15 protein-coding genes and 3 pseudogenes are annotated in these 20,080 nt (G+C 73.6%); 8 read left to right on the top strand and 10 right to left on the bottom strand.

Features of this window, described 5'->3' with window-relative positions; all coding sequences use genetic code 11:
* Window positions 1-71: 71 nt before the first annotated feature.
* The 4 genes from BJF77_RS02475 to BJF77_RS02490 all read right to left on the bottom strand — a co-directional run bounded on the left by BJF77_RS02475 (window position 72) and on the right by BJF77_RS02490 (window position 3,173).
* Window positions 72-686, bottom strand: a complete 615-nt coding sequence (locus BJF77_RS02475) for an ABC transporter substrate-binding protein (protein WP_255396104.1) — start codon at window positions 684-686, stop codon at window positions 72-74.
* Window positions 683-1,441 carry an ABC transporter ATP-binding protein gene (locus BJF77_RS02480; protein ID WP_238985986.1) on the bottom strand — a complete coding sequence of 253 codons (759 nt, stop codon included), beginning with the start codon at window positions 1,439-1,441 and terminating at the stop codon, window positions 683-685. Before BJF77_RS02480 ends, BJF77_RS02475 begins: the two co-directional genes overlap by 4 nt.
* Entirely contained in the window at window positions 1,417-2,508 is a 1,092-nt protein-coding gene (locus tag BJF77_RS02485) for an acyl-CoA dehydrogenase family protein (RefSeq protein ID WP_083664927.1), read from the bottom strand. The genes BJF77_RS02480 and BJF77_RS02485 overlap by 25 nt, the downstream gene beginning before the upstream one ends.
* A 128-nt stretch (window positions 2,509-2,636) precedes the next feature.
* Window positions 2,637-3,173 (bottom strand): DUF4242 domain-containing protein, encoded by a 537-nt coding sequence (locus BJF77_RS02490; protein WP_075871183.1) that lies wholly within the window; start codon window positions 3,171-3,173, stop codon window positions 2,637-2,639.
* Window positions 3,174-3,400: 227 nt separating this feature from the next.
* On the opposite strand from BJF77_RS02490, the gene BJF77_RS02495 reads away from it, so the two are divergent.
* A complete protein-coding gene (locus BJF77_RS02495) occupies window positions 3,401-4,066 on the top strand; it encodes a metal-dependent transcriptional regulator (protein ID WP_047802428.1) in 666 nt (221 codons plus the stop codon).
* A gap of 16 nt (window positions 4,067-4,082) precedes the next feature.
* Here the strand turns inward: BJF77_RS02495 and pgm are convergent.
* A pseudogene (gene pgm, locus BJF77_RS02500) lies at window positions 4,083-5,716 on the bottom strand (phosphoglucomutase (alpha-D-glucose-1,6-bisphosphate-dependent)).
* 189 nt (window positions 5,717-5,905) lie between these two features.
* On the opposite strand from pgm, the gene BJF77_RS20415 reads away from it, so the two are divergent.
* Window positions 5,906-6,064: a hypothetical protein gene (locus tag BJF77_RS20415; RefSeq protein ID WP_158041167.1), complete on the top strand. Its 159-nt coding sequence runs from the start codon at window positions 5,906-5,908 to the stop codon at window positions 6,062-6,064.
* A 119-nt stretch (window positions 6,065-6,183) separates the two neighbouring features.
* On the opposite strand, the gene BJF77_RS02505 is transcribed toward BJF77_RS20415, so the two are convergent.
* The 4 genes and pseudogenes from BJF77_RS02505 to BJF77_RS02520 all read right to left on the bottom strand — a co-directional run bounded on the left by BJF77_RS02505 (window position 6,184) and on the right by BJF77_RS02520 (window position 12,967).
* Window positions 6,184-7,668, bottom strand: a complete 1,485-nt coding sequence (locus BJF77_RS02505; RefSeq protein ID WP_075871184.1) for an amidase — start codon at window positions 7,666-7,668, stop codon at window positions 6,184-6,186.
* A gap of 582 nt (window positions 7,669-8,250) precedes the next feature.
* Window positions 8,251-9,564: pseudogene (gene gabT / locus BJF77_RS02510) on the bottom strand (4-aminobutyrate--2-oxoglutarate transaminase); the annotation flags it as partial.
* Window positions 9,565-9,612: 48 nt separating this feature from the next.
* Complete coding sequence (locus tag BJF77_RS02515; protein WP_075871185.1) at window positions 9,613-11,151, bottom strand: NAD-dependent succinate-semialdehyde dehydrogenase; 1,539 nt, start codon at window positions 11,149-11,151, stop codon at window positions 9,613-9,615.
* 340 nt (window positions 11,152-11,491) lie between these two features.
* A complete protein-coding gene (locus tag BJF77_RS02520; RefSeq protein WP_075871186.1) occupies window positions 11,492-12,967 on the bottom strand; it encodes an APC family permease in 1,476 nt (491 codons plus the stop codon).
* A 207-nt stretch (window positions 12,968-13,174) separates the two neighbouring features.
* On the opposite strand from BJF77_RS02520, the gene BJF77_RS02525 reads away from it, so the two are divergent.
* The 4 genes and pseudogenes from BJF77_RS02525 to BJF77_RS02540 all read left to right on the top strand — a co-directional run bounded on the left by BJF77_RS02525 (window position 13,175) and on the right by BJF77_RS02540 (window position 16,521).
* Complete coding sequence (locus BJF77_RS02525) at window positions 13,175-14,593, top strand: NAD-dependent succinate-semialdehyde dehydrogenase (protein WP_047801557.1); 1,419 nt, start codon at window positions 13,175-13,177, stop codon at window positions 14,591-14,593.
* Window positions 14,594-14,757: 164 nt separating this feature from the next.
* On the top strand, window positions 14,758-15,093 hold the full coding sequence (locus BJF77_RS02530) for a rhodanese-like domain-containing protein (protein ID WP_047801556.1): 336 nt from the start codon (window positions 14,758-14,760) through the stop codon (window positions 15,091-15,093).
* Window positions 15,090-16,060 (top strand): annotated as a pseudogene (pheA, locus tag BJF77_RS02535) (prephenate dehydratase). The gene BJF77_RS02530 and the pseudogene pheA overlap by 4 nt, the downstream one beginning before the upstream one ends.
* A 143-nt stretch (window positions 16,061-16,203) precedes the next feature.
* Complete coding sequence (locus BJF77_RS02540; RefSeq protein WP_047801554.1) at window positions 16,204-16,521, top strand: hypothetical protein; 318 nt, start codon at window positions 16,204-16,206, stop codon at window positions 16,519-16,521.
* A 73-nt stretch (window positions 16,522-16,594) separates the two neighbouring features.
* Here BJF77_RS02540 and BJF77_RS02545 read toward each other — a convergent pair whose 3' ends face one another.
* Complete coding sequence (locus tag BJF77_RS02545; RefSeq protein ID WP_047801553.1) at window positions 16,595-17,536, bottom strand: diacylglycerol kinase family protein; 942 nt, start codon at window positions 17,534-17,536, stop codon at window positions 16,595-16,597.
* 163 nt (window positions 17,537-17,699) lie between these two features.
* Here BJF77_RS02545 and serS point away from each other — a divergent pair, with 163 nt between their 5' ends.
* Window positions 17,700-19,004, top strand: a complete 1,305-nt coding sequence (gene serS, locus BJF77_RS02550) for a serine--tRNA ligase (RefSeq protein WP_075871187.1) — start codon at window positions 17,700-17,702, stop codon at window positions 19,002-19,004.
* 74 nt (window positions 19,005-19,078) lie between these two features.
* Entirely contained in the window at window positions 19,079-20,077 is a 999-nt protein-coding gene (locus tag BJF77_RS02555; protein ID WP_047801551.1) for an HAD family hydrolase, read from the top strand.
* Window positions 20,078-20,080 lie beyond the last annotated feature (3 nt).

Below are 20,080 nucleotides of genomic sequence, written 5' to 3' on the forward strand. Positions count from 1 at the left end.
CCGGTGGATGGTCCCCACCTCCTTCGCCTCGGCGGCCGCGTTGAACGGGTCGGCCACCACGTAGCCGCCGATCACCCGTTGTTCAGGGCCGGGAGCATGTCGGAGGGGGCCATGGGCAGGAGGGCGACGGTGCGGTCCTGCCGGGACGGGGTCTCGCGCATCACCGGGGTGAGGCCGGCTTCGCGCAGCATCTTCTGCACGATCACGTTGTGCACGGACCACCACGCCGGGATCGCCACCGACTCCCCGGACAGGTCCCCGAGCCGGTGCACGTCCGGGCGCACCGTGAGCGCGGACCCGTTGATGTGGTTCCAGGCGGTGATGCGGACGTCGGCCCGCAGCCCGTAGCGCATGTACAGGGCCATGGGCATGAGCATGTGGATCACGTCGACCTTGCCCGCCACGAAGGCCTCGGACAGGGAGGCCCAGCTGCGGAAGAGCACCGGCTCGGCGACCGGCACGGCGGCGTCCTGGTAGTACCCGTTGGCGTGGGCGACCAGCAGGGGGGAGGCGTCCGTGATGGGGAGGTACCCGATCCGCACCGGGCGCGCCGGCCCGGACGCCGCCCGGGCGTCCTGCTGGCGGTCGGCGTACAGGGCCCCGGCTCCCCAGCCGAGCCCGGTGAGCGCCGCCGCCCCGGCCCCGGCCCGCAGCAGCACCCGCCGGCTCGGCCCGCCGGTGCTCATATGACCCAGTTCCCGGAGCCGTCGTCGGCCCCGCGGTAGTGGGCGAGGATCTGCTCGGCCGTCGTGCCGTCCTGCGCCGGCACCCACTGCTGCCGGAATCCGCGCGGACCGGCGAAGAAGCCGATCCGGTCGCCGAGGGTGATGGCCTCGTCGACGTCGTGGGTCACGAGGAAGACCGTCAGCTCCAGCTCGGTCGTCAGGGCGCGCAGCCACAGCTGGAGGTCCTTGCGGGTGGCCGGGTCCAGGGCGCTGAACGGCTCGTCGAGCAGCAGCACGTCGGGGTCCACCGCGAGCGCGCGGCCCACCGACACGCGCTGGGCCTGCCCGCCGGAGAGCTCCTGGACGGGGGTGTGCGCGAGCTGGGCCAGGCCGAGGATCTCGAGCAGCTCGTCCACCCTGGAGTCCTCGAAGCGGTCGCGGTTGCGCCGGTACCGCCCGCCCAGGGCGATGTTCCGGCGCACCGACAGCCAGGGGAACAGCCCGGGGTCCTGGAAGACCACGGCGAAGCGGTCGTCGGCGTCACCGAACTCTATGCTGCCCCCGTCCAGGGGCTCGAGCCCGGCGATGGCCCGCAGCAGGGTCGACTTCCCGGAGCCGCTGGGGCCCAGCACCGCGAGGGTCTCGCCGTTGCGCAGGGTCAGGTCCACCCCGTCGAGGGCGGGGGCGGAGGCCCCCGGGTAGCTCTTGCGCAGCCCGCGGACGGTGAGCGCGGGCCGCGGGGCGGCGCGGCTCAGGCGAGGTTCTGCAGCACCCACCGCAGGTGACCTTCCGTGGGGGACTGCACGGGCAGGAACGCGGCCTCGCGGGCCCGGCGCGCCGTGGGGGAGGACATGGCGTAGCCGCGCCCGCCCACCACCTTCCCCTCGATCCGGGTGGCCCGGCCGGTGAGCAGCGCGGCGTCCAGCCGGAGGGAGAACAGCTCCCGGGGCCCCGCCTCGCGGGGTGCCTCCGCGAGGCGCAGCAGCTCGGCCCGCAGCCGCCCGTGGTCGGCGGTCGCCTGCTCCAGCTCCTCCCGGAACACGTCCGCCACGCCCTGCATGCTCTCGTGCGCGGCGGTCAGCGCGGCGGCCGAGAGGCCGAGGCAGAACGCGGTCTGCAGCAGCAGGAACGGGCCCCGGACGGCGGTGAGGAAGGACGGGACGTCCTCGCTCAGCAGGTCCTCGGCGAGGTCGACGGGCACGTCCTCGAGCACGAGCACCCCCGAGGCCGTCGCGTTGAGCGCCATCAGGTCCTCGAGCAGCCGCACCGTCACGCCGGGCGCCGCGACCCGGGTGCGGAGCACCGCGCGCGAGCCGTCCTCCCGCACGGCGGGCAGCACCACGACGCCCTCGGGGTACAGGTTGGAGGCCCACGGCACGGTGCCGTTGAGGACCGGTCCCGCGGCGCCGTCGGTGAGGGTCACGGGGATCTCCCCGATGCCGGCGGCGTCCTTGAACGCCGGGGCCATCGCCGAGCACCCGGGCACGGCCCCGGACCGCACGTCCGCGGGGATCTCCGTCCCGGTGGCGGCCAGGTACTCCACGGTCGCACGGTGCGCCCACAGGGAGAACGCCGTGGCGGTGCACTCGGTGGCCAGGTCGAACACGACGGCGGCCTGCTGGGCCAGCGACCCGCTCAGCCCGAGGTCCAGCAGCCCCCGGGCCCCCAGTTCGCGCAGGGTCTCCCACGGGGACTCGACGGCCGTGTCGACGTCGTGCGCCCGTGCCGCGGCCGTGCGGCGGACGACGTCGTGGTCGGGGTAGTCGACCAGCGGTGCGAGCAGGGGCCGGCCGCCGAGGGCCGGCCCGCCGGGCGCGGACGGAGGGCGGGTGGACTGGGTCATGGTCTTCCGTTCTGCCGGGGTGTGCGGGGCGGGGCCGGTGCGCACGGCGGGGCGGGTCCGGGGGCGGGACGCACGACGGCGGCCCCCGGGTCGTGGGGGCCGCCGTGCCGCCGAGTGCTGCGGTCCGCTCAGACGTTGAGCTTGAACAGCCGGTCGAACGGGGTGCCCACGGCCTGGCGGGCCCGCTCCACGGACGCCTCGTCGGGGGCGTTGTAGAAGCACAGGCACTTGGCGGTGTCCTCGCGCACGTACGTGCGCAGGAAGGAGACCTCGGGCACCTCGGCGTACTTCGGGGAGTTGGCCTTCTTGCGGGCCAGGTACTGCTCCATGGTGATCTCGGCGGGAATGTCCCACTCCACCAGGTACTGGGCGTCACCCCGCAGCTTCTTGATGTCCTCGAGCTCGGCGCCCACGAGGCGCACGGCGTCGGGACCGGTGACCTCCGTGGCGGCGTCACCGGCGGCGGAGCGCACCGTCCCGGCGAGGCCCTCGGCGGCGTCCTCGGCCTCGACGATCACGAAGACCCGTCCGTGATCGGCCGTGACCTGGGACTCGATGACCTCGGCGCCCGCCGCGGGGACGGCCTCGGAGACCGTGGCGATGAGCTGGGTCACGGCGTCCTTGGACGGGGAGGCGGGCACGATCTCGAGCAGGTGGAGAGACATGGGATTCCTTCCGGGGAGGACGGGGACCGCGGCGCCGGGGCCGCTCGGGCACTGCTCCCAGGCTAGGCTCCGGCGTCCGGTGTGTCCGGGGCGGCGTCACAGTGCGCAACACGAAAGATTCCGAATGGTTCTTCGTGACACGGGGGGCCGCCGCGTGGACAATGCGCCACCACGTCCGGCTCCCGGCGGCCGGGTGCTGCCGCTCCGCGGGTCGCTACCCTGGTGGGATGCGCGCGGAGGAGCTGAACCGGTCCGTCCAGGACTGTCTGAAGACCGTCTGGCTGGCCCAGGAGTGGTCGGCCGACCCGGTGACCACCACCGGCCTGGCCCAGCGGCTGGGCCTGTCGCCGTCGACCGTCTCGGAGGCCGTCAAGAAGCTCACGGCGCAGAACCTGCTGGGCCGCACCGAGCACGCGGGGATCGTGCTGACGGACCGGGGCCGGGAGGTCGCGGTGCAGATGGTCCGGCGCCACCGGGTCCTCGAGGCCTTCCTCGCCACCCGGCTCGGCTACGCGTGGGACGAGGTGCACGAGGAGGCCGAGGTGCTCGAGCACGCGGTGAGCGAGAGGTTCATCGCCCGGGTGGACGCCCTCCTCGGCCACCCGGAGCGGGACCCGCACGGGGACCCCATCCCGCGGCCGGACGGCACCGTGCCGCCGGCCACGGCCGTGCTGCTGGCCGAGGTCCCGCCGGGCACGACCGCGGTGGTGGCCCGGGTCTCCGACGCCGACCCGGGCCGGCTGCGCCGGCTCGGCGAGGCCGGCATCCGCCCCGGGACGGAGCTCGTGCTGGGCGAGGTCCTGCCCCGGGGCGTGGCCGTGACGGTGGGCGGGGCCGTCGTGGAGGTGGGCGTCCTGGCCGCCGAGGCGGTCTGGGTCCGGCCGCGGCCCTGAGGCGGCCGGGGCCGCCTCAGGAGATGACGTCGTCCACCAGGGCCTTGGCCTCCTGCTGCACCTGCGCCAGGTGCTCCTCGCCGAGGAAGGACTCCGCGTAGATCTTGTAGACGTCCTCGGTGCCGGACGGGCGCGCCGCGAACCACGCGTTCTTGGTGGTGACCTTCAGTCCCCCGATCGCCGCGCCGTTGCCGGGGGCGTTGGTGAGCTTGGCGGTGATCTGCTCCCCGGCCAGGGTGTCGGCCTCCACCTGGGCGGGGGAGAGCTGCTTCAGCGCGGCCTTCTGCTCGCGGGTCGCGGGCGCGTCGATGCGCTGGTAGACGGGCGCGCCGAAGTCCGCCGTGAGCTCGGCGTAGCGCTGGGACGGGGTCTTCCCGGTCCGGGCCGTGATCTCCGAGGCCAGCAGCGCGAGGATGATCCCGTCCTTGTCCGTGGACCACACGGAGCCGTCCGTGCGCAGGAAGGAGGCGCCGGCGGACTCCTCGCCGCCGAAGCCGATCGAGCCCTCCATCAGCCCGGGCACGAACCACTTGAAGCCGACCGGCACCTCCACGAGCTCGCGGCCCAGGGAGCCGCGACCCGGTCGATGATCGAGGAGGACACCAGGGTCTTGCCGACCCCGGCCTCCGGGGACCACCCGGTGCGGTGCCGGAAGAGGTAGTCGATCGCCACGGCGAGGTAGTGGTTCGGGTTCATCAGGCCGGCGTCCGGGGTCACGATGCCGTGGCGGTCCGTGTCGGCGTCGTTGCCGGTCGCGATGTCGTACTTGTCCCGGGCGCCGATGAGGGAGGCCATGGCCGAGGGCGAGGAGCAGTCCATCCGGATCTTCTCGTCCCAGTCCAGGGTCATGAACGCCCACTGCGGATCCACCGACGGGTTGACCACCGTCATGTTCAGCCCGAAGCGCTGGGCGATCTCGCCCCAGTAGGCCACGGAGGCGGAGCCCATGGGATCGGCGCCGATGTGCAGGCCGGAGTCCCGGATCACGCCGAGGTCGATGACCTCCGGCAGCGTCCGCACGTACTCCTCGAGGAAGTCGTAGCCGCCGGTGGTCCCCGCCGCACGGGCCTGCGCCAGGGGCACCCTGCGGACCCCCGCCATGCCGTTCTCCAGGAACTGGTTGGCGCGCCGGGCGATCCACTCGGTGGCGTCGGTGTCGGCGGGGCCGCCGTTGGGCGGGTTGTACTTGAAGCCGCCGTCGGAGGGCGGGTTGTGCGAGGGGGTGATGACGATGCCGTCGGCCATGCCCTCGACCCGGCCGCTGTTGTGGGTGAGGATCGCGTGGGACAGCGCCGGGGTGGGCACGTAGCCGTCGCGGGAGTCCAGCAGGACGGTCACGGCGTTGGCGGCCAGCACCTCGAGCGCGGTGTCCTGGGCGGGCCCGGAGAGCGCGTGGGTGTCCTTGCCCATGAACAGGGGCCCGGTGATCCGCTGGCCGGCGCGGTACTCCACGATCGCCTGCGTGATCGCGGCGATGTGCTGCTCGTTGAACGAGCCCTTCAGGGACGAGCCCCGGTGCCCGGACGTGCCGAAGGCCACGCGCTGGTCCGGGTCGGACGGGTCCGGCACGACGTCCGTGTAGGCGTCGAGGAGCTTGCCGAGGTCGACGAGGTCACTGGGTTGGGCGACGGCGCCCGCACGATTGGTCATGCCGCCCAACCTACCGCCAGCCTCCGCGGCGCGCGGAGGCTGGCACGCGATCACGTCGCCAGGTTTCGCCGATTCCGCTCTGCGCGAGGCGCGCGCGGGAGACCTGGAGGAATCGGGGCCGGTGGGACAGGATGAGGGCACCAGCGAGCGCACGACCCAGTGACACGACCCAGCAAGGAGGCCGGCAGCATGAGCGAAGCACCCGACGAGACGAACGAGGACTCGGGCAAGGGCCCGGAGGGCACCGTCCCCGACAACGAGCAGGGCATCGGGCTGACCACCGACGAGGACCGGACCGGCTTCGAGCCGGAGGAGGACCCCGAGGCGGCCACCACGCCGGACGCCTGAGCCCGCCGCGGACCCAGCGCGCCCGCCGGCCGTGCCACGGCCGGCGGGCGCTCGCGTGCGGCAGGTCCGCCGCGGGTGCGGGCGCGGTGGGCCGGGGCCGCGTCCGGGTGCCGGGCGACTCAGTGCGGGGCGTCCTCGAGCTGCGCGACGACGGCGAGCAGCTGCGCCTCCGCGCTGGGGCGGCCGATGAGCTGGACCCCCATCGGGACGACCGGCCCGCCGACCGCCGGGCTGGTCCACAGCGTCGGGACGGTCACCGCGGGCAGGCCCACCACGTTCACCACGGAGGTCCACGGCGTGTACTGGCACTGACGCCTGTAGTCCTGGTCCGCGCCGGCGGGGTCCTCCTGGTCGTGCCCGGCCCAGTACCAGCCCAGAGGCCGCGGCGTCATGGCGAGCGCGGGCGTGAGCACCATGTCCCAGGCCCCGTACGCCCGGATCACGTCCTGTTCGATCCGGCGCAGCGTGCCCACGGCGCGCGCGAGCTCGACGGCCGAGCGGCGCAGGGCGCGGGCGCGGAACGCCGCCGCCAGGCCGGTCAGCCGCTGCGCCTGTTCGTGGTCCAGGGGCGCGGTGCCCATCGAGGTGGTCCAGACGTCGAAGAATGCCCCGGGATACTCGGGGTCGTAGCCGATCGAGGCCTCGCCGACCTCGTGCCCGGCCGCCCGCAGTCGGGCGACCCCCGCGTCGAGGGCGGCCCGCGCCTCGGGGGAGACCTCGATGTCGTGGACGGTGTCGAAGGGCGAGGCGGTGCTCACCCCGATCCGCAGCGGCCGCCCGCCCCAGGGCAGGTTCCCCCGGCGGGCGGCCCGCACGCTCTCGAGGAAGGATGACTCCGGTGCGGCGGCCACCGCCCGGTGCACCACGTTGCCGTGGGCCGGTCCGCGGGCCGGGGCGCAGAGCACGTCCAGCAGCAGGGCCGCGTCCTCCGCGGTGCGGGCGATGGGTCCGTTGACCACGAGCTGCGCGGCGTCCGACTGCGCGTCGGCGGTGGGCACCCGCCCGCGGTTGGGCTTCAGGCCCACCAGACCGCACGCCGCCGCCGGGATGCGCACGGAGCCCCCGCCGTCGGAGCCCGGGGCCAGGGGGAGCATGCCGGCCGCCACGGCAGCGGCCTGGCCGCCGGAGGATCCGCCGGCGCCGGTGGTGGGATCGTACGGGTTCCGCGCGGGTGGGGCCACGAGGTTCTCGGAGTAGCAGTTGAGGCCGAACTCGGGGACCTGGGTCTTGCCCAGGCACACGGCGCCGGAGGCCGTGAGCACGGCCACGAGGTCGTCGTCCTCGGCGGCGGCCGCCGCCCCGGTCCCCGGGTCCGCCACGGCCGCGGAGCCGTAGCCGGTGGGCATGCCGGCGACGTCGTGCAGGTCCTTCACCGCGAGCGGCACCCCGTGCAGCGGCCCGCGGGGCGCACCGGCGGGCAGGGCGTCGAGGGCGCGGGCCCGTGCGAGCGCCGGTCCGTGCGCCACGTGCACGAACGCGCCCAGCTGCGGATTGCGCTCCTCGATCCGGGCGAGGAAGAACTCCGTGGTCTCCGTGGCGCTCAGCTCCCCGCGCGCGAGCGCGTCCCGCAGCTGCACGGCGGTGAGGTCCCCGATCCCGGTCACGGCGGCTCCTGTCTCGGCCACGGCGGTCCGGGGACGGCGGTCCGGGACACACTGTGGGGCGTGGTGCCCAGGCTAGTAGGGTGAGGGCGCCCGGACCGCGACCGCGGTCCCCGATCCGCACAGGAGGGCCCCCGTGCCGACCTCCCGCCCGCCCCGTTCCGCCGCGGCCCGTGCCGCGGCGGCGTCCGCCCTGCTCCTGGCCCTGACCGGCTGCTCCCTCTTCGAGCGCGAGGCCGAGCCCGGCGCCCCGGCGCCGTCGGCCTCCGGCAGCGCGTCGGCCCGGGCCTCGGACCGGGCCTCGGTCAGCACCGTGGAGGAGACCTGCGCCCGGGTGCTGGAGGCGGCCCGCACCGCCCCGGAGCGGCTGCAGGAGGACCCGGCCGGGCTGCTCGCCGAGGTCGAGGACCTCGCCGCCACCGCGCCGCCCGAGCTCTCCGGGCAGATCGCCTCGGTCCGCGAGGCCGTCGACGAGTACCGGCAGGGCGAACGGTCCATGCTCAGCGTCGCCCGGGAGGCCCGGGCCCTGCAGGAGCGCTGCTCCGGCTGACCGCATCCGGTGCCGACCGGCGACGAGCACGAGGGGCCGTCGCGCAGCAGGTCCTCGCCGATGACCAGCGGGGGCAGCAGGCGCACGATGTTGCCGAAGGTTCCGCAGGTCAGGATGATGACGCCCTGCGCCAGGCACTCCGCGGCGATGGCCTTGGCGGCGTCCGCGTCCGGCTCCTTGCCGCCGGGCAGCACGAACTCGAGCGCCATCATGCCGCCGCGGCCGCGGATCTCCCCGACGATGCCGGTCTCCTCGGCCACCGGGGTGAGCTCCTCGCGGATGATCTCCTCGATCCGGCGGGCACGGGCGATGAGGTCCCACTCCTCGATGGTCTCCAGCGCCCCCAGGGCGGCGGCGCAGGCCACGGGATTGCCGCCGTAGGTGCCGCCGAGGCCGCCGGCGTGCACGGAGTCCATGATCTCGGCGCGGCCGACGACGCCGGACAGCGGCATGCCGCCGGCCACGCCCTTGGCCACGGTGATCAGGTCGGGCACCACGTCCTCGTGGTCCACCGCGAACCACTTGCCCGTGCGGGCCACGCCGGCCTGGACCTCGTCGACGACGAACACGGCGCCGTTGTCGGTGCACCACTGGGACAGCGCCGGCAGGAACCCCTCGGCGGGCACGATGAAGCCGCCCTCACCCTGGATGGGCTCGATCACGACGGCGGCCACGTTGCCCGCGCCCACCTGCTTCTCCACCTGGAGCAGAGCGCGGCGGGCGGCCTCGGCGCCCGTCATGCCCTCCGGGTCGCGGAAGGGGTAGGAGACCGGCACACGGTAGACCTCGCCGGCGAACGGGCCGAAGCCCTGCTTGTAGGGCATGACCTTGGCGGTCATCGCGAGGGTCATGTTGGTGCGGCCGTGGTAGGCGTGGTCGAAGACGACGACCGCCTGGCGGCCGGTGTGCACCCGGGCGATCTTCACGGCGTTCTCGACGGCCTCGGAACCGGAGTTGAAGAGCGCGGCCTTCTTGGGGAAGTCGCCCGGGGTGAGCTCGGCGAGCTTCTCCGCGACGGCCACGTAGCCCTCGTAGGGGGTGACCATGAAGCAGGTGTGCGTGAAGTGCTCCACGGCCTCCTTGACCCGGGCGACCACGGCGGGGGCGGAGGCGCCCACGGTGGTCACGGCGATGCCGGAGCCGAGGTCGACGAGCTGGTTGCCGTCGACGTCGAGCACGATCCCGCCGTCCACGTCCGCCGCGTAGGCGGGCACGCTGGAGGCGACGCCGGAGGCGACGGCCTCCTGCCGGCGGGCGGACAGCTCCCCGGAACGGGGGCCGGGCAGGGTGCCCTCGATGCGGCGGACCTGCTCCAGCCGGTACTGGATGTCGGGCAGGGTCTCGGTCATGGGAGACGTCCTTTCGGGAACGGGGTGCGGACCGTCCGGGGACGGAGGTCAGGCGGGGGTGCCGGTGCCGGGGTTGGGGACGTCGGCCCAGGGGTTCTCCACGCCGATGTACTGGGTGGTGGTGTACTCGGCGATGCCCTCGGCCCCGCCCTCCCGGCCCAGGCCGGACTGCTTGACCCCGCCGAAGGGGGCCGCGGCGTTGGAGATCACCCCGACGTTGAGGCCCATCAGGCCGAACTCGATGCGGTCGCCGATGCGCAGGCCGCGGGAGATGTTCTCGGTGAACACGTAGGAGGCCAGCCCGTACTCGGTGGCGTTGGCCAGCTCCACCGCCTCGTCCTCGTCGGCGAAGGTCACCACCGGGGCGACGGGGCCGAAGATCTCCTCGCACACCGCCCTCGCGTCCTTGGGCACGTCGCGCAGCAGGGTGGGCTGGAAGAAGTAGCCGGGCCCCTCCACGCGGGAGCCCCCGACCACGACCTTCGCCCCGCGCTCGACGGCATCGGCGACGAACTCCTCCACGGAGTCCCTGGCCTTGGCCTCCACGAGCGGGCCGACGCTCACGCCCTCGTCCACGCCGGGCCCGACGGTGAGCGCGGCCATCTTCTCGGCCAGCTTGGCGATGAACTCCTCGGCGACGTCCTCGTGCACGAGCAGCCGGTTGGCCGCGGTGCAGGCCTCGCCCATGTTGCGCATCTTCGCGGCCATCGCCCCGGTCACGGCCTTGTCGATGTCGGCGTCCTCGAAGACGATCAGCGGGCCGTTGCCGCCGAGCTCCATGGAGGTGCGCAGCACGTTGTCGGTGGCGGCCTTCATCAGCTGCTTGCCCACCGGGGTGGAGCCGGTGAAGGAGACCTTGCGCAGGCGCGGGTCGGCCATGATCGGCTCGGAGACGTCCGAGGCGGACTTGGAGGAGACCACGTTGAGCACCCCGGCCGGGATCCCGGCGTCGATCATGATCTGCGCGAAGTACTGGGAGGTCAGCGGGGTCAGCCGGGCCGGCTTGAGCACCATGGTGCAGCCGGCGGCCACGGCAGGGGCGACCTTGCGGGTGGCCATGGCCAGCGGGAAGTTCCACGGGGTGATCAGCAGGCACGGGCCCACCGGCTTGCGGGTCACCAGCATCCGCAGGGTGCCCTCGGGTGCCTGAACGTAGCGGCCGTAGTCGCGCACGGCCTCCTCGGAGAACCAGCGCAGGAACTCACCCCCGTACTTCACCTCGCCCATGGCCTCGGCGACGGGCTTGCCCATCTCCAGGGTCATCAGCAGCGCCAGGTCCTCCGCGCGCTCCTGGACGAGGTCGAAGGCCCGGCGCAGGATCTCCGAGCGGACCCGGGCGGGGGTGCGGGCCCAGGACTCCTGGGCGGCCGCGGCGGCGTCCATGGCGGCGGCGGCGTCCTCGCGGGTGGCCGAGGCCATGGTGGCGAGCACCTCGCCGGTGGCGGGGTTCTCCACCTCGAAGGTGCCCCCGTCGGAGGCCTCCCGCCACTGGCCGTCGATCAGCAGCCCGGTGGGGGTCTTGGCCAGCAGCGCGGAGATGCGGTCCTGGATGGGAGCGGCCGTGGCCGTCTGGTCCGTGATGCTCATGAATCAGCCTCTCTATCTCGACGCACGCCCCGGGCACCGGGGCCGGTGCCTGCTCGGTGCGTCAACGGGGTGGTCGGACGGGCGGGCGACAGCACTGGGCCCGCTCGTCCATGGTACGAGTCCCCGGGCGACCGTGACGGGCCCCGGTGTCCCCCCGGAACGCCGCACCGGGTGCCGGGCCGGTCGCCGGGGGCTGCCGGGGAGGCCCCGTGGCCCCTCGACGAGCTCAGACTAGCTCTCCGCCCGAAAGGCGGAGTGCTGAACTTTCTGTGCCCCGATGGGCACAGTGCACAGCATCCCGGGGTGCCTCGTCCGAGCCGCCCCGGGATGCTGTGCCGGATCAGGCCCCGGCGCTCGGGCGCCGGCGGTCGACCTCGGCGACGAGGCGGTGCTCGGCGTCGACCCCGGGGTGGATCCCGGTGGGGATGCGCAGCAGGAACACCAGACCGAGCAGCCACCACAGCCCGAAGATCGTCCAGGCGGGCGCGCTCAGGAACGCGGGCATGCCGGGCAGGTACAGGCTGATGAGGCCGACGCACAGGACGACCGAGAGCACGCCGATGGCCGTGCCGCCGTGGCTGCGGCCCCCGATCCTGAAGGGACGGTCCATGTCCGGCTCGCGCCGGCGCAGGATCACGAAGACCACCGAGACCAGGGCATAGGCGATCACGATCGACGGGGAGCCGGAGTCCACCAGCCAGCCCAGCATCTCCGCGCCGAAGAACGGCGCCACGAAGGAGATGGCGCCCACGAACAGCAGGGCGTTGGCCGGGGTGCCGTACCTGGGGTGCAGCCGGCCGAACCACCGCGGCACCATCCGGGAGTTGCCGAGCGCCCACAGCAGGCGGGACGCGCCCATGAGCAGGGAGTTCCAGGAGGTGAGGATGCCGGCCAGACCGCCCGCGATGAGCAGGTTGGCGACGGCGGTGCTGCCGAACATGGCGCCCATGGCGTCGGCCACGGCGATGTCCGCGCCGGCGATGTCCGCGCCGGACATCGCCGAGGACGTGGTGAGCACGACCATGACGTACCACGCCGCGGCGAGCAGGACGGAGACGATGATGGTCCCGCCCAGCTGCTTGGCCGGCAGGTGCATCTCCTCGGAGACCTGCGGGATGACGTCGAAGCCGACGAACAGGAACGGGACGGTGACGAGCACGAGGAAGAAGCCGGCGGTGCCGCTCGTGAAGAAGGGCTCCATGGTGGCGACCGAGCCGCGGGTGAACGCCCCGAAGAGCATCATCAGACCCACGATCAGCAGGAACAGGATCACGAAGATCTGCACCGTGGACGCGTGCTTGACGCCCCGGATGTTGATCGCGGTGATCAGGACGGCGGTCAGCGCCCCGACCAGGGCCCAGGTCAGGTTCACCTCGAAGCCGGCGACGGTCCACAGCGGGATCTGGCTCAGGCCGGGGAAGATGTACTGCACCGTGCGGGGCACGGCCACGGCCTCGAAGGCCACGATGGTGATGTAGCCGCCGGTGATGGCCCAGGAGCCGATGAAGGCCCACCGGGCGCCCATGCCGCGCAGCAGGTAGTTGTGCTCACCGCCCGCGTACGGCATGGCCGCCACGAGCTCGCCGTAGACCAGGCCGACCACGGCCATGATCAGCCCGCCGGTCACGAGGGCGAGCACGGCGCCCATGGTTCCGGCCTCCACCAGCCAGTCCCCGGTGAGGATGACCCAGCCGAAGCCGATCATCGCGCCGAAGCCGAGGCCGATCGCGTCGAGGCGGCCCAGGACCTTCTTGAAGCCGTGGTCCTCGCGGTCCGGGGCGAGCGGTGTCGCGCCCCGGGGTTCGTTGCTGCTCATGGCCGTGATTCCTTCGTGTCGGGGACGCCGGGGTGGGGTGTCCGGTGGGGGGGGGGCCGTGCGGAGGTCCGGCGGCCGGGGGACAACGTACACAGCCATTGTTTCGTTTCTGTGAGCCACCTGAAAGTCCGGACCCCGGGGACGCCCGCGGCGAACACGGACGCGGTCCCGTGCGGCCGGGGGGAGCCCGCGCATAGGCTCGGGGGCATGACCTACGCAACAGTGAATCCCGCCACCGGGCAGACCGTCCGGGAGTTCCCGACCGCCACCGACGCCGAGGTCCGGGAGGTGGTCGAGCGCTCGCACCGGGCCTTCGGCAGCTGGCGCAGCACGCCCGTGCCGGAGCGCGCCGCGCGCATGCGCGCGCTGGCGGAGCTCTACCGCGAGCGCAAGCGCGAGCTCGCCGCCCTGCTCACCGAGGAGATGGGCAAGCCCGCCCGCCAGGCCGTGGGCGAGGTGCTCCTCGTGGCGAGCATCTACGAGTTCTACGCCGAGAACGCCGAGCGGTTCATGGCCGGGGAGAAGCTCGAGCCCTCCACGGGCGGGGACGCCGAGGTGGTGCTGGAGCCCACCGGCTCGATCCTCGGCATCATGCCGTGGAACTACCCGTACTACCAGGTCGCCCGGCTGGCGGCCCCGAACCTGATGCTCGGCAACACCGTCGTCCTCAAGCACGCGCCCAGCGTGCCGCAGGCCGCCCTGGTCCAGGAGCAGCTCTTCCGCGAGGCCGGGTTCCCCGAGGACGTCTACCGCAACGTCTTCGCCACGAACGAGCAGATCGCCGAGATCGTCATCCCCGCCCGGACCGTCCAGGGCGTGTCCCTCACGGGCTCCGAGCGCGCCGGGTCGGCCGTCGCCGAGCTCGCCGGCCGCCACCTCAAGAAGGTCGTGCTCGAGCTGGGCGGGTCCGACCCGTTCGTCGTGCTCGACGCCGAGGACCTCGAGAACACGGTCAAGCACGCCGTGCTGGGCCGGCTCGGCAACACCGGGCAGGCGTGCACCGCCGCCAAGCGCTTCATCGTGGTCGAGGAGGCCTACGACCGGTTCGTCGACGCGTTCGCGCAGGCCATGGACGCGGTCGAGCCGGGGGACCCGACCGACCGGAAGACCCTGCTGGGCCCCCTGTCCTCGGTCGCGGCCCGCGACGGCGTGGCCGCGCAGTTGCAGGACGCCGTCGAGAAGGGTGCCACCGTCCGCGCCGGCGGCACCCCGGTCGACCGTCCGGGGGCCTGGATGGAGGCCACGGTCCTGACGGACGTCACCCCGCAGATGCGCGCCTACGAGGAGGAGATCTTCGGGCCCGTCGCCGTGGTGCACCGGGTCCGGGACGCGGACGAGGCCGTCGAGCTGGCCAACTCCTCGCCCTTCGGCCTGGGCGGGTCGGTGTTCGCCGCGGACGTGGACGCGGCCCGGGAGGTCGCGTCCCGGATCGAGTCCGGCATGGTCTTCGTCAACGAGGTCACCGGCACCGCCCCGGACCTGCCCTTCGGCGGCATCAAGCGCTCCGGCGTGGGCCGGGAGCTCGGCCGGTTCGGCATCGAGGAGTTCGCCAACAGGAAGCTCATCCACGCGCCCCGGCGGGAGGAGAAGCTCCCGCTGCAGGACGAGGAGATCGTCTCCCCCTGAGCGGGCGCCCCTCGGCGCCGTGTCCCCTGCGGCACGGCGGCTCTCGCCGTGCCGCAGGAGGCCGTCCTGCGGCCGTGGCCGGCGCACCGTTCCGGACCGCGGCCGCAGCGGCCGCGGACTAGGCTGGTCAGCGCAGACCCACCCGCAACGAGAGGACCCGCACGATGGACAACCTGGACAACCTGCCCAGCGCCTCGGTGGAGGAGATCCCCGAGGACGCGCGCATCCTGGACGTGCGCGAGGACACCGAGTGGGAGGCCGGGCACATCGCGGGCGCCCAGCACATCCCGCTGGGCCAGCTCCCCGAGCGCTACGGCGAGGTGCCCGCGGACGAGGACGTCTACGTGATCTGCCGCTCCGGCGGCCGCTCGCTGAGGGCCACGGCCTACCTCCAGCAGTACGGCTTCGACCCGGTCAACGTCCTGGGCGGCATGGGGGCGTGGATGGACGCCGAGAAGCCCATGGTGTCCGAGACGGGCCAGACGCCGACCGTCCGTTGAGATACGCCTACCTGGGCCCCGCCGGCACCTTCACGGAGGCCGCCCTGCTCGGCGTGGAGGGCGCGCGGGAGGCCGAGCGCCGCCCGGTGTCCTCCGTGCCCGTCGCGCTCGCGGCCGTCCGCGCCGGCGAGGTCGACGCCGCGATGGTCCCCATCGAGAACTCCGTGGAGGGCGGGGTGACCGCCACGCTCGACGCCGTGGCCACCGGCAGCGAGCTGCGCATCGTGCGCGAGGCGCTCGTGCCCGTCAGCTTCGTCCTCGTGGCCGCGCCGGGCACGACCCTCGCCGACGTCCGTACCGTGTCCACGCACTCCCACGCCTGGGCGCAGGTGCGCGGCTGGATGGACGGGCACCTGCCCGGCGCCGACTACGTCCCGGCGTCCTCCACGGCCGCGGCGGCCCTGTCGCTGCTGCCCGGTGCGGCGGCGGAGCCCGGCTTCGAGGCCGCGGTGTGCTCTCCCGTGGTCGTCGAGCAGCACCCCGAGCTCGAGGTGCTCGCCGAGGACATCGGGGACAACCGGGCCGCGGTGACGCGCTTCGTGCTCGTGGCCCGCCCGGACGCGCCCCTGCCGCCGCGCACCGGCGCGGACCGCACCACGCTGGTCATCCCGCTGTGGGAGGACCGGGCCGGGGCACTGATGGAGATCCTCGAGCAGTTCGCCACCCGCGGGGTGAACCTCTCCCGGATCGAGTCCCGTCCCACGGGCAACTTCTTGGGGGAGTACTTCTTCAGCGTCGACGTGGACGGGCACCTGCACGACGCCCGCGTGGCCGACGCCTCATGGGCCTGCGCCGGGTCTGCCCGAGCACCCGGTTCCTCGGCTCCTACCCGCGCGCCGACCACAAGCTCGCCACCGTGGCGCGGCACCACTCCGACGGCGCCTTCCGCGAGGCCGCCGCCTGGGTCGCCGCGCTGCAGGGCCGCGGGGCCCACAGGCCCGGGGCGGCGGGAGCGGGTCCCGCGTAACGGAACGTCCCGCGCCGCCCGCCGCTTGTTAGCTATTGCGAATACATGCACCATGGGTGGTGCGGGCACGTCCGTTCCCGCGATCTTCAGCCGGTGTCGATCGACCCCCCGGGTCGGTGCCGAGCCCGACCGGAGGTGCCATCATGCCTGCTCCCGCCGCCCGCCGTCTCGCTCTCGCCGCCGCGCCCGCCGTGCTGGCCTGCGTGCTCGCCGCGCCCCCGGCCGCCGCCGCGACCCCGGAGACCTCCGGGGTGGTCCGCACCGAGCCCGCTCCGGCCCCTGCCGCCGACGACCCGCGGACGGTGGAGGACCTCGTGCCGGCCGCCCGGGTCATCCCCGAGCCGGTGTCCTCGTTCCCGGACCAGGGGCGCGGCCCGCTGCTCGCGGTGGGCGGGGCGGTGGTCGCCCTGATGGGCGCGTTCGTGGCGGGTCTCAGCCGCCGCCCCGACCCGGTCGACTGAACCGGCCCGGTCGACTGGACCAGCCCGCAGGCCGCGCGGGCCGGCCGCCCGGCCGGGCCGGCGGGCCCGCGCGTCAGTCGGCCTGGGAGGGGGGCACGCGCACCGAGAGCACGCCCGGCAGGATCTCGGACTCGAAGCCGGTGATCCGTCCCGTGCCGTCCCCGTCCACCTGGGACTCGATGGGCTCGTGGAACTCCACGCGCACCTTCTTCCCGGCGAAGAACTCGATCACGGGCAGGTCCCGCCGCTGCCGGAACACGACCTTCGCGGCCATCAGCGCCCACTCCAGGGTGCTGCGCGGGGACATCACGACGAGGTCCAGCACGCCGTCGTTGATCTTCGCCTGGGGCACCAGGATCATCCCCGCCGTGAGGATCCCGCAGTTGGCGGCCATCACGGAGCGCACCCGGCGGCTCTGCCACTCGCCGTCGTCGATCCGGAACCGGGCCCACCGCGGCGGGGCGAACAGGTGCCGGACCCCGGCCTCCCCGTAGGCGGCCCAGCCGACCAGCTTCTTGAGCTCGTCCTTGGTGTCCGTCATGATCTGCGCGTCGAAGCCGGCCCCGCCCATCACGCAGAAGGCGTGGTCCTGCACCGTTCCGTCGGCCAGCTCCACCCGGAAGGTCGCCATGTCGATGGCCCGCTCCGCGCCGAAGAGCGCGATGTCCACGTTGCGGTGCGGGTCGCCGAGGTCGGCGCCGAGGTTGCGGGCCAGGAGGTTGCCCGTGCCCAGCGGCAGCAGGCCCATCGGGACGTCCCCGTCGACGAGGGTCTCCGCGACGGCCCGCACGGTGCCGTCGCCGCCGGCGGCGAGGACGAGGTCGAAGCCCTGCTCCAGCGCCCGGCGGGTCATGGAGAACCCGGGGTCGTCCTCCTCCGTCTCGAAGAAGACGGGGTCCGGCAGCCCGCCCTTGCGGCAGCCGATGATGATGGCGTCGCGGGCGAGGTCCGCGTCGGCCTTGATCGGGTTGATGACGACGGCGACCCGTTTCGGGCCCACTGGAGTGGCGGTCACGCGAGGACTCCTCGGTTCGGCGGTGCTGGGGGTGGGCGGCATCGTGCGGTGACCGCACGGCGCGGCGCGCCCGTTCCGGGGCGCCGGGCGGATGGCGGCGGTCCTCCAGCCTAACCCGCCGGCCCCGCCCGGCCCGAGCACGGGTCTTCGGTACCCTGTCAGGGTGATCGACATCAACCAGCTCCGTGAGCACCCCGACGTCTTCCGCGCCTCGCAGCGCGCCCGCGGGGCGGACTCGTCCCTGATCGACCGGATCCTGGAGGCGGACGTCGCGCGCCGCAACCTGATCACCGAGTACGAGAACCTGCGGGCCGAGCAGAACGCGTTCGGCAAGCAGGTGGCCCGCGCCCGGGGCGAGGAGAAGCAGGCGCTGCTGGCCGAGGTCAAGGAGCTGGCCGCCCGGGTCAAGGAGGCGCAGGCGGCCTCCGAGGCGGCCCGCGCCCGACAGGACGAGCTGGTCTCCGTGGTCGAGAACCTGATCCTCGACGGCGTCCCCACCGGCGGTGAGGACGACTACGTCGTGCTGCGGACCGTGGGGCAGCCGCGGGACTTCGCCGCCGAGGGCCTCGAGCCCCGCGACCACCTTGAGATCGGCGAGCTGGTGGACGGCATCGACATGGAGCGCGGCGCCAAGGTCTCCGGGGCACGGTTCTACTTCCTCAAGCGCGACGTCGCCCGGCTCGAGACCGCCCTGCTGCTCATGGGCCAGGACCTGGCCCTGGACAACGGCTTCGTCCCCATGACCACGCCCAACCTCGTGCGCCCGGAGATCATGAGCGGCACGGGCTTCGACATCGCCCACTCGGACGAGATCTACCACGTGGGCAAGGACGAGCTCTACCTGGTGGGCACCTCCGAGGTGCCCCTCGCCGGGTACCACGCGGACGAGATCCTCGACCTCGCCGACGGGCCGCTGCGCTACGCGGGCTGGTCCTCCTGCTACCGCCGCGAGGCCGGCTCCGGGGGCAAGGACACCCGCGGCATCATCCGCGTCCACCAGTTCAACAAGCTGGAGATGTTCGTCTACTGCTCCCCGGAGGACGCCGAGGCCGAGCACGCGCGGATGCTCGGCTGGGAGGAGGAGATGCTCACCCGCTGCGAGCTGGCCTACCGGGTGATCGACACCGCCGCCGGGGACCTCGGCGCCTCGGCCGCGCGCAAGTTCGACTGCGAGGCGTGGGTGCCCACCCAGGGCCGGTACCGCGAGCTGACCTCGACCTCCAACTGCACCACCTACCAGGCCCGGCGGCTCAACGTGCGCGAGCGGCTGCCCGGCAGCACGGAAGACGCCGGCAAGGCCCGCAAGGGCGGCACCCGCACGGTGGCCACCCTCAACGGCACGCTCGCGACCACCCGCTGGCTGGCCGCGATCCTGGAGACGCACCAGCAGGCGGACGGGTCCGTGCGCGTGCCGGAGGCGCTGCGCCCCTACCTGCGCGGCCAGGAGACCATCCCCGTCCGGCGCTGAACCGACGGGTCGCGTTCGACCCGTATTCATCTCATACCGAAATGCTGGTCACCCTGTCGGTGTCATGTGGCACCATGTCCCGCATGACGAAAGAAAAGACGGCTGGCACCGAGGACCAGCACGAACTGATCAGCATCAACTCCACCGTCCCGCTGAAGGTCGAACACTCGGAGGACCTCGGCGACACCGGCGGCACCACCGCCCCCACGCGCTCGGCCGCGGACGTCCGCGTCCCGCTCAAGGTCCAGCCGCCCCGCTCCAACGGGTGGAAGAAGGAGGCGGGGGTCCGCTACCTCGTGGCCCTCGACGTCGACGGCACCCTCGTGGACCACGACGGGCACATGTCCCCGGCGGTGCGCGACGCGGCCCGCGCCGTGCTCCGGGCCGGCCACCACGTGGTCATCTCGACCGGCCGCTCCAAGGGGGCGACCCTGCCCGTGGTCGAGCTCATCGGCCAGGAGCGCGGCTACGCCGTGTGCTCCAACGGCGGCATGACCCTCGAGCTGGACCCGGGGCTGCCCGACTACCACCGCGTGCTCGAGTGCGTCTCCTTCGACCCCGGCCAGGCCCTCGAGGCCCTCGAGCAGCGCCTGCCCACGGCGAAGTTCGCCCTCGAGACCGAGGACGGGTCCTTCTACTCCACGGAGCGCTTCCAGGACGCCTCCTTCGGCATCGAGGCCGTGGGCGTGGACCTGCACCAGCTCGCCCAGATGCAGGCCGTGCGCATGGTCGTCTACAGCACCGAGCACACCCCGGAGGAGTTCGCCCTGGCCATCGACGAGGCCGGCCTGCACGGGGTCACCTACTCGGTGGGCTGGAGCGCCTGGCTGGACATCGCCGCCAACGGCGTCTCCAAGGCCAGCGCCCTGGAGCAGGTCCGCCGCCGGCTCGGCGTGGACCCCTCCCACACGGTGGCGGTCGGCGACGGCCGCAACGACATCGAGATGCTCGACTGGGCCGCCCGCGGCGTCGCCATGGGCCAGGCCCCGGACGAGGTCGCCGCCGCCTGCCACGAGGTCACCCACACCGTCTACGAGGACGGCGTCGCCCGGATCCTGCGCTCCCTGCTGTGAGGC

Origin of the sequence: Kocuria sp. CNJ-770, assembly GCF_001942375.1 — a bacterium.
In the GTDB taxonomy this organism is placed as follows: domain Bacteria; phylum Actinomycetota; class Actinomycetes; order Actinomycetales; family Micrococcaceae; genus Kocuria; species Kocuria oceani.

Bases quoted from the DNA above. Each gene is read 5' to 3' on its own strand.
- BJF77_RS02485 (WP_083664927.1), bottom strand. From the start codon at position 2,508: ATGACCCAGTCCACCCGCCCTCCGTCCGCGCCCGGCGGGCCGGCCCTC.
- BJF77_RS02530 (WP_047801556.1), top strand. From the start codon at position 14,758: ATGGACAACCTGGACAACCTGCCCAGCGCCTCGGTGGAGGAGATCCCC.
- BJF77_RS02515 (WP_075871185.1), bottom strand. From the start codon at position 11,151: ATGAGCATCACGGACCAGACGGCCACGGCCGCTCCCATCCAGGACCGC.
- BJF77_RS02555 (WP_047801551.1), top strand. From the start codon at position 19,079: ATGTCCCGCATGACGAAAGAAAAGACGGCTGGCACCGAGGACCAGCAC.
- BJF77_RS20415 (WP_158041167.1), top strand. From the start codon at position 5,906: ATGAGCGAAGCACCCGACGAGACGAACGAGGACTCGGGCAAGGGCCCG.
- BJF77_RS02490 (WP_075871183.1), bottom strand. From the start codon at position 3,173: ATGTCTCTCCACCTGCTCGAGATCGTGCCCGCCTCCCCGTCCAAGGAC.
- BJF77_RS02525 (WP_047801557.1), top strand. From the start codon at position 13,175: ATGACCTACGCAACAGTGAATCCCGCCACCGGGCAGACCGTCCGGGAG.
- BJF77_RS02540 (WP_047801554.1), top strand. From the start codon at position 16,204: ATGCCTGCTCCCGCCGCCCGCCGTCTCGCTCTCGCCGCCGCGCCCGCC.
- BJF77_RS02475 (WP_255396104.1), bottom strand. From the start codon at position 686: ATGAGCACCGGCGGGCCGAGCCGGCGGGTGCTGCTGCGGGCCGGGGCC.
- BJF77_RS02495 (WP_047802428.1), top strand. From the start codon at position 3,401: ATGCGCGCGGAGGAGCTGAACCGGTCCGTCCAGGACTGTCTGAAGACC.
- BJF77_RS02520 (WP_075871186.1), bottom strand. From the start codon at position 12,967: ATGAGCAGCAACGAACCCCGGGGCGCGACACCGCTCGCCCCGGACCGC.